We start from the raw sequence: 14,336 nt of genomic DNA on the forward strand, positions 1-14,336 counted from the left end.
CGCAAGCGAGTAATTGACGGGGGGCAGTCGAGTGCCGGCGCCGATCACCACGCGCGCCCAGGTCAACGGGTATCGATTCCTGTTGCGGCGCCTGGAACATGCGTTGATCCGGGGTGACTCCCGGATGATCCACGACCCGATGCGCGGCCAGAAACGTTCACTTCTCGTTGGTCTGGTGTTGGGGATCGTCATCGTCGGCGCCTGCGCCATCCTCGCGTTCTTCAAACCGCAGCCCTCGGTGGGCGATGCACAGATCCTGTTGAGCGAGTCGAACGGCGCGCTCTTCGTGCGAATCGGCGATCGGGCACATCCCGCACTGAATCTGGCGTCGGCCCGATTGATCGCAGGGAGCAGCGACAAACCCGCCGCAGTGGACGACAGGAAACTCAGTGCCCTCGAGCGCGGTCCGCTCGTCGGCATCGTGGGCGCACCGACCACGATCGCCGGCGGCGACGACATGGCGACATCGCACTGGACGGTGTGTGACACCACGACGTCGCCGGCGGCGGTCGACAGCACGGGCAGCCGCGCGATGTCCACCACGGTGCTGGCCAATCCTCCGGTGCTGTCGGGCGAGGTACACGCGGCCGGTGACGAGGAGGCCGTGCTGGTCGAGGCCGATGGTGCGGCCTACCTGCTGTACGGCGGCGTGCGTGCCCCGGTCGACCTCGCCGATCCTGTTCTCGTCGCGGCATTGCACCTCACCGGGGCCGAACCCCGATCCATCTCACCCGGATTGCTCAACGCCTTCTCGTTGGTGCCGCCGGTGACGGCGGTCACCGTGCCCGGCGCAGGCGCTCCTGCGCCGGCGCCGCTGCCCGAGTCGGTGCGGGTGGGATCGGTGATCCGGACCACCGAGACCTCGGGCGAACGGCTGTTCGTGGTACTCGCCGACGGGATCCAGCCGGTGACACCAGCGACGGCGGACATCATCCGCTACGGCGATCCGACGGCCGAGGACGAGCCGGAAGCGGTGTCGCCGGCCCTGTTGACCGGATTGCCCCAGGTGTCTGGCCTTGCGGTGGCGCACTATCCGGAACGGACCCCCGAGCTGGCCGCCGTCGACGCCGCACCGGTGGTGTGCTTCGGATGGGCGCGGGGCAACACCGAGGGCACGGCAAGGGCCGCCCTGCTGGTGGGACGCCGATTGCCGATCCCCGACCGGGCCACCACCGTGCCGCTGGCTACGGGCGACGGAAGCGGCCCGGCAACCGACGCGGTGTATCTGAAGGCGGGAACGGGCGAGTACATCCGTGCCGTCGGTGGTGAACCGGACGCCGGTGCGATGGGCCAGCTCTTCTACGTCACCGACACCGGCCAGCGTTACCACATCAGGGACGCCGGCGCCGCGAAATCTCTTGGAGTGCAGGGCGTCGCCGACCCCACAGCGCCTCCAGGCGATGCCACACTGCCCCAGCTCGCGCCCTGGCCGGTGCTCTCGCTGCTACCGCCGGGACCCGAGCTGTCCCAGCAGGCGGCCCTGATCGCCCACGACGGCATCGCGGCCGACCCGCGCGGACGCGGGCTCAACCCGCCGTCGAACTGAGCCGCTCGCGTCAGAGCCGCAGGCCGCGCATGTACGCGTACAGCCCCACGATCCAGAAACAGAGCGGGAAAACCAGCCCGATCGCCAGCCACTCCAGGATCTCCACCCAGCGTCGCATCACCGGGGAGAATTCGCGGCGGGGCGCCACCAGTCCGCACAGCAACGCGACAACCACCAGCGAGACGAGGACCAGCGCGGAACGGATCGGCCACCCGTGCACCGAAGCCGCCACCTCGACCACCGAGACGATCGCTATGCACAGCCCCGCACCGATCATCGTGGCCGACTGGACGAGGTCGTGATGGCTGCGTCCGCGCAGGCACAGCACGGCCGCGGTGACCACCGCGAAGAGCGAACCCTGCCAGTAGAACCCCTCGGAGGTGTCGACCGCGAGATGGCAGCCGACTACCGCCGTCACCGCGACGGCCGCCAGGATCCCGGTGAGGTACTGGTTGGCTCGCCGAACCCGGTGCAGAAGGCCCTCTTCGGTGGGGATCACCTGCAGGCCGACCGCGCCGACCCCCTCGACCGTGGTGCCGCCGTCCATCTCGATGTCGTCGAGTGGTTCACCGGCCGTCGGGACGCGCGGCACGGGCAGCTTGGCCATCATGATGGTCGCGCGCGGGGCGAGGTAAAGCACGATCACCGACACGGTGGCCAACACCGCACCGACGGCACGCTCGCGCGGCTCCCACCAGTTCACCGACGCTGCCGTGAGACCACCGAGCGCCGAGATCACGAACACGAAGGTGTGCCAGGCGTGCCCGGTGCGACTGATCTGAAGAGTCAACTGCGCCGACAGGGCGAGCACCGCGAAGGCCATCGAAAGCGACGCCGAGTCAACGTTATTGGGAATCACCGTCAACGCTCCGGTGAACATCAGGGGAACTGACAGCACCGACAGCGCCACTGACGTCACCTGACCGTGGCGGCCACGTGACGACAGGCATGCCGCCGCGGCCGCCACCGCCCCCACCGCCAATGTCGCCGCCGCGGCGGCTGTTCCGGCGAAGTGCCGCGGCATCAGCCACGCCCAGCCAAGTGCGGCGGCCACCGCTACGGCGAACGCGGCGACGGCGACCTGGTGAGCCGACCACCAACGCGACCCCGGTGAGACGCTCGCGGCGCCGACGTCGTCGAACAGGATCGGCACCACCGGGGCGCTGCTCGGCGCCATCACCAGCACGTCTCCGTCGTACACGCCGGCCGCCGAGAGCGTGGCGCCGACGTCGAGCGTCACACCTCCCAACGTCGCGAGAGTCCACCGGTCCCCGGTGGTGTCGAATCGGGTGTGCACACGGTCTGCGGCGAGCTGAGCGTTCGCGATGTCGAGCAACTCGCCGACGTAGGAGCCGATTTCGGTGTCCCCAGGCAGCGCGACGTCGAGTCGCAGACCGTCGAGGAGCACGGAGACCCGGGTCAGGCCCGGGTCGTTTCCGGAGGGGGTTTCGAGATCCTGGAGCGAAGGAGGCAAGGTCATCGTCGGCAGGCACCCATCAGTAAGGTGATGTACGAAAAGCTATCAGCCGTCGGGACGGCGGCGGCTGTCGGGGGAACTCGAGGGGAACGCCAGTGGGCACGCAGGGCTTCGTCCGGCGGACACGCGTTGCAGCACCCAGAATGCCGGGCGGCGAGGTGAATCTCCAGGCGCCGCCCGAGGTGCCGCGCGTGATCCCCGCCAATCTGATGATCCGGTTGATGCCGGTGGTGATGGTCATCGCGGTCGTCGGGATGATCGCGTTGATGGTCACCGTCGGCGGCCGCAACATGGCCAGCAATCCGATGATGATGATGTTCCCGATGATGCTGCTGATGTCGATGGGCGGGATGCTGATCGGTGGCGGCGGGCGGTCCGGCAAGGCGGCGGCCGAGCTCAACGAGGAACGCAAGGACTATTTCCGGTACCTGGCCGATCTGCGGGACGACGCCGAACGCACCGGCGACAGTCAACGCGCCGCGCTGGAGTGGAGTCATCCCGACCCGCGGGTGCTCGCCGATGTCGTCGGCACCCGACGGATGTGGGAACGCCGGCCAACCGACGGCGACTTCTGTCACGTCCGCGTCGGCGTCGGCACGCACCGGTTGGCCACCCGCCTGCTGGCGCCCGAGACGGGGCCCGCCGAGGACCTGGAACCGGTGTCCACCGTGGCGCTGCGACGGTTCGTGCACACCCATTCGGTGGCCCACGCCATGCCGACCGCGGTCTCACTGCGCGCATTCCCCAGCATCGACTTCGACGGTGACCCGGCTCGTGTCCGCCAACTGGTGCGCTCGATGCTGCTGGAACTGGCGGTCTTCCACGGACCCGACCACCTGCAGATCGCGGTGGTGACGCGCAACCCCGACGGCCCGGAGTGGTCCTGGCTGAAGTGGCTGCCGCAGGTTCAGCACCCGGGCGCAGTCGACGGTGTCGGCCACACGCGGATGATCTTCTCGTCACTGCGCGACCTCGAGGCGGACCTCGCCGCCGAACTCGGCCGGCGTGGCGGCTACACCCGCGGCCTGCCCGTCAGCCAGGGCGTGGCGCATCTGGTCGTCGTCCTCGACGACGGCTACATCGCAGGTGACGAACGGCTGGCGACGGAATCCGGGGTCGAGAACACCACGCTGCTCGACCTGGACGCGCCGGCGGAGCGGCTCGCCGCGCGGAACGGCCTGCACCTGGTGGTCAGCGGCGAGTCGATCGCGGCACGCACCGCCGTCGGACACGAACGCTTCGCCACCCCCGATTCGTTGTCGATCGCCGAGGCCGAGGCGGCCGCGCGTCGCATCGGCCGTTACCGGCCGGCCAACGCCGCCCACATCGTCAGCCTCGAAGCCGAGAGCCGGGCCACCGATCCCGGCCTGATGAACCTGCTGAAGATCCCGGATGCGGCCGAGATCGTGCCCGAGGAGATCTGGCGCAGGCGCTCCCCCAGGGAACGCCTTCGGGTGCCGATCGGCTACACCCCGAACGGCCTGCCACTCGAACTCGACATCAAGGAGTCCGCCGAGGGCGGGATGGGCCCGCACGGACTGTGCATCGGCGCCACCGGATCCGGCAAGTCGGAGTTCCTGCGCACACTGGTGCTGTCGCTGGTCACCACGCATTCACCCGAGGCGCTCAACCTGGTGCTGGTCGACTTCAAGGGCGGTGCCACGTTCCTGGGCCTCGATTCCGCGCCGCACGTCGCGGCGGTGATCACCAACCTCGAGGACGAGCTCACCCTGGTCGACCGCATGCAGGACGCACTGGCCGGCGAGATGAACCGGCGCCAGGAGTTGCTGCGTGCCGCGGGCAATTTCCCCAACGTCACCGAGTACGAACGCGCCCGCGCGAACGGCGCCGACCTGGACCCGCTGCCCGCGCTGTTCATCGTCGTCGACGAGTTCTCCGAGCTGCTCTCGCAGAAGCCGGATTTCGCAGAGCTGTTCGTGATGATCGGCCGGCTGGGCCGCTCGCTGCACATCCACCTGCTGCTCGCCTCGCAGCGCCTCGAGGAGGGCAAGCTGCGCGGCCTCGATTCGCACCTGTCCTACCGCATCGGTCTGAAGACCTTCTCGGCCGGCGAATCCCGCAGTGTGCTCGGCGTTCCCGACGCCTACCACCTGCCGAACGTCCCGGGTTCGGCATACCTGAAGTGCGACGCCGACGAGCCGACCCGGTTCAACACCTGCTACGTGTCGGGTGAGTACGTGAAGCCGCGCGGACCGGGGCGCAGTGTGGTGACCCTCAGGGCCGGCGCACGCCCGAAGCTGTTCACCGCCGCGCCGATCGCCAAGGATCCGGATCCACCCGCCACGTTCGCCGATCTCCCTTCGGAGGAGACGTCCGACGAGGCGCCCACCGCATCGGCGACGCTGCTCGACGTCGTCGTCGGCCGGCTGACCGGCCACGGCAGGCCGGCCCACGAGGTGTGGCTGCCACCGCTGGGCGAGAGTCCGGCGGTCAACGAGTTGCTGCCCGCCGGCGGGTGGCAGATGCCGGGCGGTCCGAGCGGCGACCTGACCATGCCGCTGGGTGTGGTGGACCGGCCCTACGATCAGCGGCGCGACGTGCTCACCGTCGATCTGGCCGGCGCAGAGGGCAATTTCGTCGTGGTCGGCGGTCCCCAGTCGGGCAAGTCGACAACCCTGCGCACCCTGGTGATGGCGGGCGCCGCCACGCACACCCCCGAGCAGTTGCAGTTCTACTGCCTCGACTTCGGTGGCGGCACGCTGGGCAGCCTCGGCCGACTGCCGCATGTCGGATCGGTGGCCGGCCGGATGGACTCCGACCGGGTCCGGCGCACCGTTGCCGAGGTCGCCGGCCTGTTGCGGCGGCGCGAGGTGCTCTTCCGGGAGGCCGGCGTCGAGTCGATGCGGGAATTCCGCCGCCGCAAGGCGACGTTGGCGACACTGCCGCAGGCCGAGGCGGCCGCAGACCCACTGTCCGAGGACCCGTTCGGTGACGTGGTGCTGGTCATCGACGGCTGGAGCTCCATCCGCAGCGATTTCGAGGCGCTCGAGCCGGCGTTGCAGTCGATCGCGGTGCAGGGGCTGTCCTACGGCATCCACCTCGCGGTGTCGGCGACGCGCTGGATGGAGATGCGCCCCGCGGTGAAGGACATGCTCGGGACCCGGGTGGAGCTGCGGCTCGGTGATCCCGTCGACAGCGAGATGGGCCGCAAGGTCGCCGAACTCGTCCCGATGCGGTCCCCGGGCCGGGGCATCGGGCGGGAGAAGCTGCATCTGATGATCGCACTGCCGCGGCTCGACTCGCGGTCCACCGTGGACGATCTTCCCGACGGCGTCGTGCAGGCCGCCGCCATGTTGAGCGAGCACTACGGTGACCGCGCCGCCCCGGCGGTGCGGATGTTGCCATTCGAACTGGACCGCGACGTCACGGTGGCCGCCGCCCGGGAGCGCGGTCTGCTCGGCCGTTCCCGGGTCGCCATCGGTATCGACGAGGCCGAATTGGCGCCTGTTGTGGTCGATTTCGGTGTTCAGCCACATTTCGTGGCGCTCGCCGACGTCGAGGGCGGCAAAACGAACTTCCTGCGCGTCGTCGCCGCCGGGGTGATCGAGAACCACACCCCCGACGAGGCGCAGGTGTTCCTGGTGGATTACCGCCGCTCGCTGCTCGGCGCGGTGGAGACCGGCCACCTCGGTGGCTACGCGACCTCGGCCCAGTCCTGTGGCGAGATGCTGATGCAGGTCGCACGCACGCTCCACGAGCGGCTTCCACCTCCCGACGTCACCCAGCAGCAGCTGCGGGACAGGTCGTGGTGGTCGGGGCCCGACCTGTACGTGCTGATCGACGATTACGACCTCGTTGCGGTGGGCACGATGAACAATCCGCTCGCACCGATCGTCGAATTCCTCACCCAGGCGCGCGACGTCGGTCTGCGGGTCGTCGTCACCCGGCGCACCGGCGGTGCCGGCCGTGCCATCTTCGACCCGTTCATCGGCCGGCTCAAGGATCTGGCCTGCAATGCACTGGTGATGAGCGGTTCGCGGGAGGAAGGCGCACTGTTCGGCGGGGTGAAGGCCGCGTCGATGCCGCCGGGCCGCGGGTACCTGGTGTCACGCACCATGTCCGACGGGGTGATCCAACTGGCGAAGGCTCCCGGACTGTGACCGCCGCTCCGACGACGCAAGCGGTCCAACCGCGCACCGAGCCGACGGGCGTGCGCGAGCTCAGCGCACCGCGGGTGAGCTCCCCGGTGCCCGAGCGCTTCCGCGTCTCAGTGATCGGCGGGGACATCCAGATGGACGTCTCGCTGCCCGGCGACGCCCTGGTCGCGGATCTGCTGCCTTACCTCGCCGGCTTGATCGCCCAGCGGGAGAGCGAAGGGCAGGACCCCGCGACGCTGCGCGGGGAGTCCACTGAGCGTCACCTGTTGACCCGTGAGCGCGACGGCGAACGTCTGGCGCCGGAGCGGTCGCTGCGGGCCGCGGGTGTCCGCTCGGGCGACCTGCTCCATGTGCACACCGAGCGGACGCTGCGCCCGCCCACCCGCTACGACGACGTGGTGGACGCGGCGGCGCAACTCAACCGCACCGCGTATGCGGGGTGGAGTCCGGCGTCGGCCGCGGTGATGTCCTGCGTGGCGCTGTATGCCGGGGTGGCGGTGCTGATCTGGATGGCGTTGGACGGGCGGTTCGCCGGCGACCGCACCGCCGTCGTCGGCATCCAGGCGGGCGTCGTGGTGGCACTGCTGTCGGCGGCCACCGCGGCGAGCAGGTTTCAGGGCGCGCGCCGCGCCGCTGCGATGTTCGCCTGGGCGGCAATGCCGTTGATCGCCGCGATCGCATGGGTCGTCCTGTCGCCGTGGCGGCCGTGGGGAGCCGTGGTGGCCTGCGTGGTCGTCGTCGCGGCGAGTCATGCGGCGTACCGACTGGTGGGTGCCGCACGCTGGGGATTCCTGGCGGTCGCGGTACTGGCGGGTGCTCTCGGCATCATGGCCCTCGGCCTCGCAGCGGGTCTCGATGCCGGGTCGGTGGCGGCGGTCTCGACGACGGTGCTGATCCTGGCGACGGGACTGGTGCCACGCCACCGGGTTCGACGGCCACGGGCGGGCCGGGATCATGACCGTGGGCCGGACACCGGGCGTGACGACGTGTTCACCGACCCGTTCGGCACCGCCCGCGACGAACCCCCGCCCGACGTGCGCTCCACCCTGCCCACCGCGGAGCGTGTGCTGGCGCAGACCCGCGCCGCGGCCACGGTGCGGTCCGCGCTGCACTCCGGACTGAGCGCGGCGGTGGTGGCCGGCATCGTGCTGCTCCTGCGGTCGGGGCCGGAACCGGCGTGGGTGGACCTCGCCTTCGCCGTCTGCTGCGGAGCCGCGCTCGGTCTGCGGACGCGGTTCTGCCGCAGCGTCATCGAACGGGCCGCTCCGATGACCGGTGCCGTCGCGGTCGTCATGTCGGCCTGCGCTGCGGCGCTGTCCGGGCCGACGCCGGTTGCGGCCGCCGGTGCGGGCGTGCTGTTGCTCATGGCGCTGGGCGCCGTCCGGATCGGCCTCGCCCCGGCCGCTCGCCGGGACGCCGGTGTCCGCCACGCACTGCTCGACTACGCGGACTACATCGCCGTCGGCGCGCTGATCCCGTTGACGCTCGGGGTGATCGGGCTCTACGCGCACCTCGACGGCATCCGATGACTTGGCGCTGGGCCGCGCGGTCGACCATGTGTCTGGCAGCGGCGGCGGCGTTGACCTGCGGGCCGGCCACGGCGCCTGCGGCCGCCGTCGAGCCGCCCGCGGTGCCGCCGGGGCCGCCGCCTGCCGGTCCCGTCGCCCCGCCCGATCCGACCGAGCAGAAGACGGTGTGCGCTGTGCCCGGCGTCCGCCCTGGCACCGACTTCACCATCGCGCCGGTCGCCGCGCAGATGCTGCGGTACCAGGACGCCTGGGCTTATTCCCGGGGCGCGGGACAGAAGATCGCCGTGATCGACACCGGTGTGAACCGCAATGCGCGGTTGCCCGCCCTCGAGCCCGGCGGTGACTACGTGTCGGGCACCGACGGGCTCAGTGACTGTGACGCGCACGGGACCCTGGTGGCCGGCATCCTGGCCGCGCAACCGTCCCCGGACGACGCGTTCGCCGGGGTGGCGCCGGATGCCGCGATCCTGTCGATCCGGCAGAACAGCCTGTCGTTCGCGGTGAAGGGTGGATCTGCGCAGTGGGATCCGAACGCCGTCTCCTCCGGTGCCGGTCCGGCCGGGTACGGCAGCACGCGAACACTGGCGCTGGCCGTGGTGCGGGCGGTCGACCTGGGTGCGACGGTGCTCAACCTGTCCGAGTTGGCCTGCGCGCCGGTTTCCGTCGGTATCGACGACGCCGAACTCGGCCGCGCGGTGCGCTACGCGTTCGAGCGCAACGTGGTGGTGGTGGCCGCGGCGGGCAATGTCGACGAGCGGGGCGCCTGCCGTGTGCAGAACGTGTCCGCCGACCCCAATCTCCCCGCCGAAACCGCGTGGTCCACCGTGCAGACACTGGCCAGCCCCGCGTGGTTCGACGACTATGTGCTGACTGTCGGCGCGCTGTCCCCGCACGGTGAGCCTTCGGACTTCAGCCTGCGCGGGCCGTGGGTCGACGTCGCGGCGCCCGGTGAGCACGCGGTGTCGCTCAGCCCGGACGGTGTGGGTCTGGTCAACGGGATCCAGGGCCAGCAGGGTCTGGCGCCGGTCAACGGAACAAGCTACGCCGCACCGTATGTGGCGGGGCTGGCGGCACTGGTGCGGGCCCGCTTCCCGGAACTGACCGCTGCGCAGGTGATGGAGCGCATCGAGCGGACCGCGCGGACGCCGGAGTCGGGTCCGAACATCGCCACCGGCCATGGCGCCATCGATCCGGTGGCCGCGCTGACGGCGACGCTGCCCGGCGAACCCGCGGCGCGCGGCGCCGGTACTCCGATCGCCCCGCCGCCCGCGCCCGACCCGGCGAGCACCGCTGCGCGCGACACCGCCTTCGCCGTGGCGGGCGCGTGTGTGGCTGCGATGGTGTTCGGCGGGGCGATGACGGCGGCCTACCGACGACGGAACACACTGCCGCGGAACGAGTCCTGATCACACAGCGGGGCGCCCGGAACCCTGTGTCCCGGACGCCCCGCCGTGCGTGTCGCGCCCGTCAGAACTCGGCGGCGTTGGCGCGGTCCATCGCGGCCATCGTCTCCTGCTGTTCCCTGGCCCTGCGGTTGACGTCGGACATGTCGGAGACCGCGATGTCCATCAGGTCGGCGATGTTCTGGTGCGCGGCCTGCAGCGCCAGCGCGCCGTCACCCTCGTAGACGCTGTACAGGATCTTGAACACGTTGTTCACCTCGGCCTGCAGCGCCAATGCGTCGTTGAGACCGCTGTCGAGGGTGTCCAGGAACTGGTGGTTCGAATTGAAGTCGTACTTGATGGTGCTGCCGTCGAAACTGCCCATGATTGTTCCTTCCTAGCCTTCGTCGGTGGTCGAGATGCGCTGGATGTGGGTCTTGCCCTTCTCGGCGACGTCGGTGAGCGTCTGGATCAGGACGTTGTAGTCGTCGTGGTTGGCGGTCTGCGTGTTGCCGAACTTGCCGGCCGAGACGCCGTGCCAGCTGGAGCCGAGCATGGTGTCGGTCTCGCTCTGCAGCTTGGCGACGAGACTGCGGGCGCGAGCCATGCTCTCGTCGATCGCCACGATCTTGGCGGCCGCTTCCTGCGGTGTGAGCTGTAGTGCCATGGTGGATCTACTCCTCGTGGATGGCGAATTCTTGGATGTCGTCGATGAAGTCGTCGTTGGTGTCGCTGGTTCCCACTCCGGCTACTGGATGCCCTCCTCCCATCCCTTCGGCGCGAATTCGGCGAGTTGCGAGACGGCCTGCGCGACGCGGTGATCCGAGCCCGGCTTGAGGGTGGTCCACAATTGGCCGGCCGGTGACATGCTCGGGGCGGCCACCAAACGACCCCGCCCGGTGTAGAAGACGGCGACGGCGGCGGGCGCTGTGACGATGCGGTCGGATTCGGAGTTCAGCCAATGGCAGACGATTTCGGCGAACGCCTGCCGGGCGGCGAACGCGGCGCCGAGCGCCGTCGCCACCTGCGCCGCAGCGCCAAGCGCCCGCAACCGATCCGCAATCGCTGACATCGCGTGGGTACCTGTGAGGCATTCGGCCAGTGCCGCGGTGGGCGCACCGAAGGGGTCGACGGCCAGCGGTGCCGCCACGGGTAGCTCACTCAGCAACAGCCGCACCGCGCCGTCGAGGCCGCAGCGCTGCCCGCCCTCGCGCAGCGCGATCTCGTTGCCCACCCGGCGGGCCAGCACCCACCCCGACCCGTGCGGCACCACGATGACGCGGGCGGTGCCGTCGGGGGTGACCAGTCGCAGAGCTAGCGACCGGGCGGGCCTGCGCAACGCCTGTGTCATGGCGGCCAGTTCCTGATGCACCGCGCCGTCGGTGATCAGACGACCCGCTGTCAATCGCTGCACCGCGCACTCCGTCGCGCGATCCAGCGATTCGACGTCACCATGCCGTGGCCGCAGGGCCAGCACCGTCGGGAAGTCGGTGACGCCGACGCGCGCACCGACGGCGCGCAACTCGTCGTCGGTGAGGGTGAACGCGGCGGCGGGCGGGGCGGTCATTCGTCCTCCGATCCGCCGCCGAGGACCGCGGGTGAGACCCAGCGGTCAGACAGCGGTTCCAAAGTGCGCGGCGATTCGACCTCGGTCGCATCGGCTCCGGAGTCGGCCAATCCGTCGAACACACCGGTGTCCGGGGCCCAGCTGACGCTGTCGACCATCGCCGGGGCGTCGTTGATCTGCGCGGCGGGCAGCCACGTCGGGCCCTGCGCGGAGAGTCCCGCGCCGGTCTCGCCGCCGCCGGCCAACGTCGTCGGCGGGCGCGCGGATTCGTACTCGCGGTCACCATCCATGCCGCGGGCCATGGGCGCGAACGGCGCATAGGGCACGCCACCCACACCCGTCCCCGCCGCCGACACGTAGGACACCCGCCGCGGTTGGTGCTCACGGTCGGTCGATCTGATGTCCGACGCGGTGCGGGCGCCCAGCGGAGTCGGGGGCACGGCAACGCCGCCGCCTCCGCCTGCCGCGGCGGCGGCACCGCCCGCACCGGCAGCCGCCTGCTCGGCACGCTGCGCGGACCCGTTGACGACGTGCGGGGGCGGCGGTTCCGGCCACGGCGTCGCGAGTGGTTCGACCGCTGCCTCGTACTGCGCCATCACGGCGGCGGCATTGGCCTGGTCGGCCGTGGCGGCGGCGTCGAACTCGGCGAAGGTACCGGTGAGGATCGCACCGTTGTACGCAGCCAGCGACGCCATCATGTCGTGCTGCGCCTTCGCCTCAACCGCTTCCCCGACGGTGGGCATGGCGAGGATGGCGACGGTGGCGGCGACGGCGGCCGACTCGGCGCGCTGGCCGTTGGCCGCGGCGTTGAGCGCCTTGGCGTGCAGCCACTCACCGAGCTCTTGGAGTCTGGCCACCACCTCCGGTGAATGTGCGCTGTCCCAGGCCGAGCGCACACGGTCGAGCACCAGGCGGTAATCGTCGGCCGCCGCGGTGAAGCCGTTCGCGATGCGCTGCCAGGAAGCACCTGCCTCACCGATCGGCGCGGGTCCCGGACCGTCGGTGAGGTCGCGCGCGAGCTGCTCGGTGGTGCGGGATTCCCACACCACACCGGTGTAACCCACGGTCAACCATCCCCCTCTTCGTCGGCGCTACAGAGCGAAGTCCGCGTCGACGCCGGCGATGTTGTCGGCGCCGGCCCGCAGCGCGGCGGCGATCTCGCGGAGCTCGGCGACCCCGTCGGCCGAGGACTTCAGGTACTGCCCCTGCACCTCGGCGAGGGTGCCCGCGGCGCGCACCGACACTTCGTCGCGGCCGACCGCGGCGGGGCTCAGATGCGGCGCTTCGGCTTTCAGCAGCGCGTCGAGTCGGTCGGCGAGCTCGTCGATCCTCTTGGCGGTGTCGGCGAGTTCGCCGGTGTTGACGGTCAATCCGTGCGGACTGGACATGGTTTTCCCCTCGGTGGTGTCGGACCTCTGCTGCTAGGTGGCTCGCTTCTGTACCTTCGGTGCCTCGGTCTCGCCGAGCACCGGAGGCGCGGCGGTGCCGAGGTCGCCGACGATCTCGCGGCCGTTCTCGGCGGTGTGCAGGAAGTCGGCCGGGTTGTGATCACCCCCGCCGGGGCGTCCGCCCTGCGCCCCGGCCATCGGGGCGCCCATCATTCCGGGCGGGTACATTCCGGCGCCGGAGCCGCCTGGCCGCGCACCGCCTGCCGGCGTCGTCCGCGCGACGTCCTCGCTGACCGCGGGCATCGGGGGCGCCGACCTCGCTGACAGCGTGTTGGCGCCGCCGCCACCTCCACCGCCGCCACCCATGCCACCCGACGTTCCCGCGCTCGAGCCGCCTGCCTTCGACAGCGGCGCGGATGCCGGCGCAGCGCCTGCCATGGCGGACGCCGGCGAATCGGCAGCTGCACCACCGAGGCTCGAGGCCATGTCGGTGGCGGTCTGCACCCCTGACTGCGCCCCCTTGCTGAGCGCACCGACGAGCTGGCTCATCATGTCGGAGCCGGCCTGCGGCGCCTCGGTGACGGCCACCGGCGCGCCCGCCCTGCTGACGGAGGCGGACTCACCCGCCAGCATGGCCTGCAATTCGGTCATCGTCTCCGTGGCTCGGGTCACCGCCTCGGTCGCCGCCGCGATCAGGGTGGCTTGGCCCCACGGGAAGATGATGTTCGGCCCGATGGCTGAGACCGTGGCCTGGAAGCGGGCGATGATCTCGAGGAGCCGGACCTCGGCCTGCTTGACGGCGGCGGTGGCCGTCGCGACGGAGTTGCGGATGTCGGTCGCCTGCGCGGCGACCTGTTCCCCGTTTCGCAGCGCCGCGGCGGTCTTGACGGTGGCGGCGTCGGCGCCTGCACCTTCCCAATTGCCCCCCAACCCATTCAGGGCTGGTGCGACGGTCGAGCTCGAGGAGTCGACGGCCTTGGCGATGCCGGAGAACATCTGCGTCGGGTCCAGAGCCTCGAACATTCCGGTTCCGAGCGTGCCGAGCGCATCGGTCACCGGTTTGATGAGAGCCCCGGGATCCAGCGGCGCGCCCGCCGGCGGCGGTGGCGGCTCCGCATTCGGAGGTACGGTGGCCGGTGGCGGCGGGAACGGCGGATAGCCGAGTTGAGCGAGGATCTCCTGCACCGGCCGGTTCAAGTACTCCGCGAGCCCGTGCTCCTGCGCGGCGATGATGCTCGCCGGGTCGAGGGCCGGACCCGGTTGCACCGGAGCGACGGCGGGACTGGCCGCCGACGGTTCCGGTGGCTGGATGAGAGCAGCCACCACGGG

The 14,336-nt window shown here is 70.8% G+C and carries 11 protein-coding genes; 4 read left to right on the forward strand and 7 right to left on the reverse strand.

Annotated elements, in window-relative coordinates; translation table 11 throughout:
- Nucleotides 1-31 precede the first annotated feature (31 nt).
- A complete protein-coding gene (gene eccB, locus O6P37_RS15030) occupies nucleotides 32-1,546 on the forward strand; it encodes a type VII secretion protein EccB (protein WP_269894841.1) in 1,515 nt (504 codons plus the stop codon).
- A 10-nt stretch (nucleotides 1,547-1,556) separates the two neighbouring features.
- Here the strand turns inward: eccB and eccD (O6P37_RS15035) are convergent, their stop codons facing one another.
- Complete coding sequence (gene eccD, locus O6P37_RS15035; RefSeq protein ID WP_269894842.1) at nucleotides 1,557-3,026, reverse strand: type VII secretion integral membrane protein EccD; 1,470 nt, start codon at nucleotides 3,024-3,026, stop codon at nucleotides 1,557-1,559.
- Nucleotides 3,027-3,118: 92 nt separating this feature from the next.
- Here eccD (O6P37_RS15035) and eccCa point away from each other — a divergent pair, with 92 nt between their 5' ends.
- From eccCa to mycP, 3 genes are read left to right on the forward strand one after another with little or no spacing between them, the layout of a single operon-like run.
- Nucleotides 3,119-7,144, forward strand: a complete 4,026-nt coding sequence (gene eccCa / locus O6P37_RS15040) for a type VII secretion protein EccCa (RefSeq protein WP_269894843.1) — start codon at nucleotides 3,119-3,121, stop codon at nucleotides 7,142-7,144.
- Nucleotides 7,141-8,670, forward strand: coding sequence for a type VII secretion integral membrane protein EccD (gene eccD, locus O6P37_RS15045; protein ID WP_269894844.1), 1,530 nt, complete (start codon nucleotides 7,141-7,143; stop codon nucleotides 8,668-8,670). Before eccCa ends, eccD (O6P37_RS15045) begins: the two co-directional genes overlap by 4 nt.
- The gene (mycP, locus tag O6P37_RS15050; RefSeq protein WP_269894845.1) at nucleotides 8,667-10,076 is read left to right on the forward strand and encodes a type VII secretion-associated serine protease mycosin; all 1,410 of its coding nucleotides are present in this window, start codon (nucleotides 8,667-8,669) and stop codon (nucleotides 10,074-10,076) included. The genes eccD (O6P37_RS15045) and mycP overlap by 4 nt, the downstream gene beginning before the upstream one ends.
- Nucleotides 10,077-10,137: 61 nt before the next feature.
- Here mycP and O6P37_RS15055 read toward each other — a convergent pair whose 3' ends face one another.
- From O6P37_RS15055 to O6P37_RS15080, 6 genes are all read right to left on the reverse strand, one after another.
- On the reverse strand, nucleotides 10,138-10,437 hold the full coding sequence (locus O6P37_RS15055) for a hypothetical protein (RefSeq protein WP_269894846.1): 300 nt from the start codon (nucleotides 10,435-10,437) through the stop codon (nucleotides 10,138-10,140).
- Between the two features lie 12 nt (nucleotides 10,438-10,449).
- The gene (locus O6P37_RS15060) at nucleotides 10,450-10,719 is read right to left on the reverse strand and encodes a WXG100 family type VII secretion target (protein ID WP_269894847.1); all 270 of its coding nucleotides are present in this window, start codon (nucleotides 10,717-10,719) and stop codon (nucleotides 10,450-10,452) included.
- 81 nt (nucleotides 10,720-10,800) lie between these two features.
- A complete protein-coding gene (locus tag O6P37_RS15065) occupies nucleotides 10,801-11,619 on the reverse strand; it encodes an ESX secretion-associated protein EspG (RefSeq protein ID WP_269894848.1) in 819 nt (272 codons plus the stop codon).
- Nucleotides 11,616-12,683, reverse strand: coding sequence for a PPE domain-containing protein (locus tag O6P37_RS15070; protein WP_269894849.1), 1,068 nt, complete (start codon nucleotides 12,681-12,683; stop codon nucleotides 11,616-11,618). The genes O6P37_RS15065 and O6P37_RS15070 overlap by 4 nt, the downstream gene beginning before the upstream one ends.
- Before the next feature lie 27 nt (nucleotides 12,684-12,710).
- Nucleotides 12,711-13,007: a PE family protein gene (locus O6P37_RS15075; protein WP_269894850.1), complete on the reverse strand. Its 297-nt coding sequence runs from the start codon at nucleotides 13,005-13,007 to the stop codon at nucleotides 12,711-12,713.
- A 33-nt stretch (nucleotides 13,008-13,040) separates the two neighbouring features.
- Complete coding sequence (locus O6P37_RS15080; RefSeq protein WP_269894851.1) at nucleotides 13,041-14,330, reverse strand: hypothetical protein; 1,290 nt, start codon at nucleotides 14,328-14,330, stop codon at nucleotides 13,041-13,043.
- Nucleotides 14,331-14,336: the final 6 nt, after the last annotated feature.

It is taken from the genome of Mycobacterium hippophais, assembly GCF_027529605.1.
Classification (GTDB): Bacteria; Actinomycetota; Actinomycetes; order Mycobacteriales; family Mycobacteriaceae; genus Mycobacterium; species Mycobacterium arseniciresistens.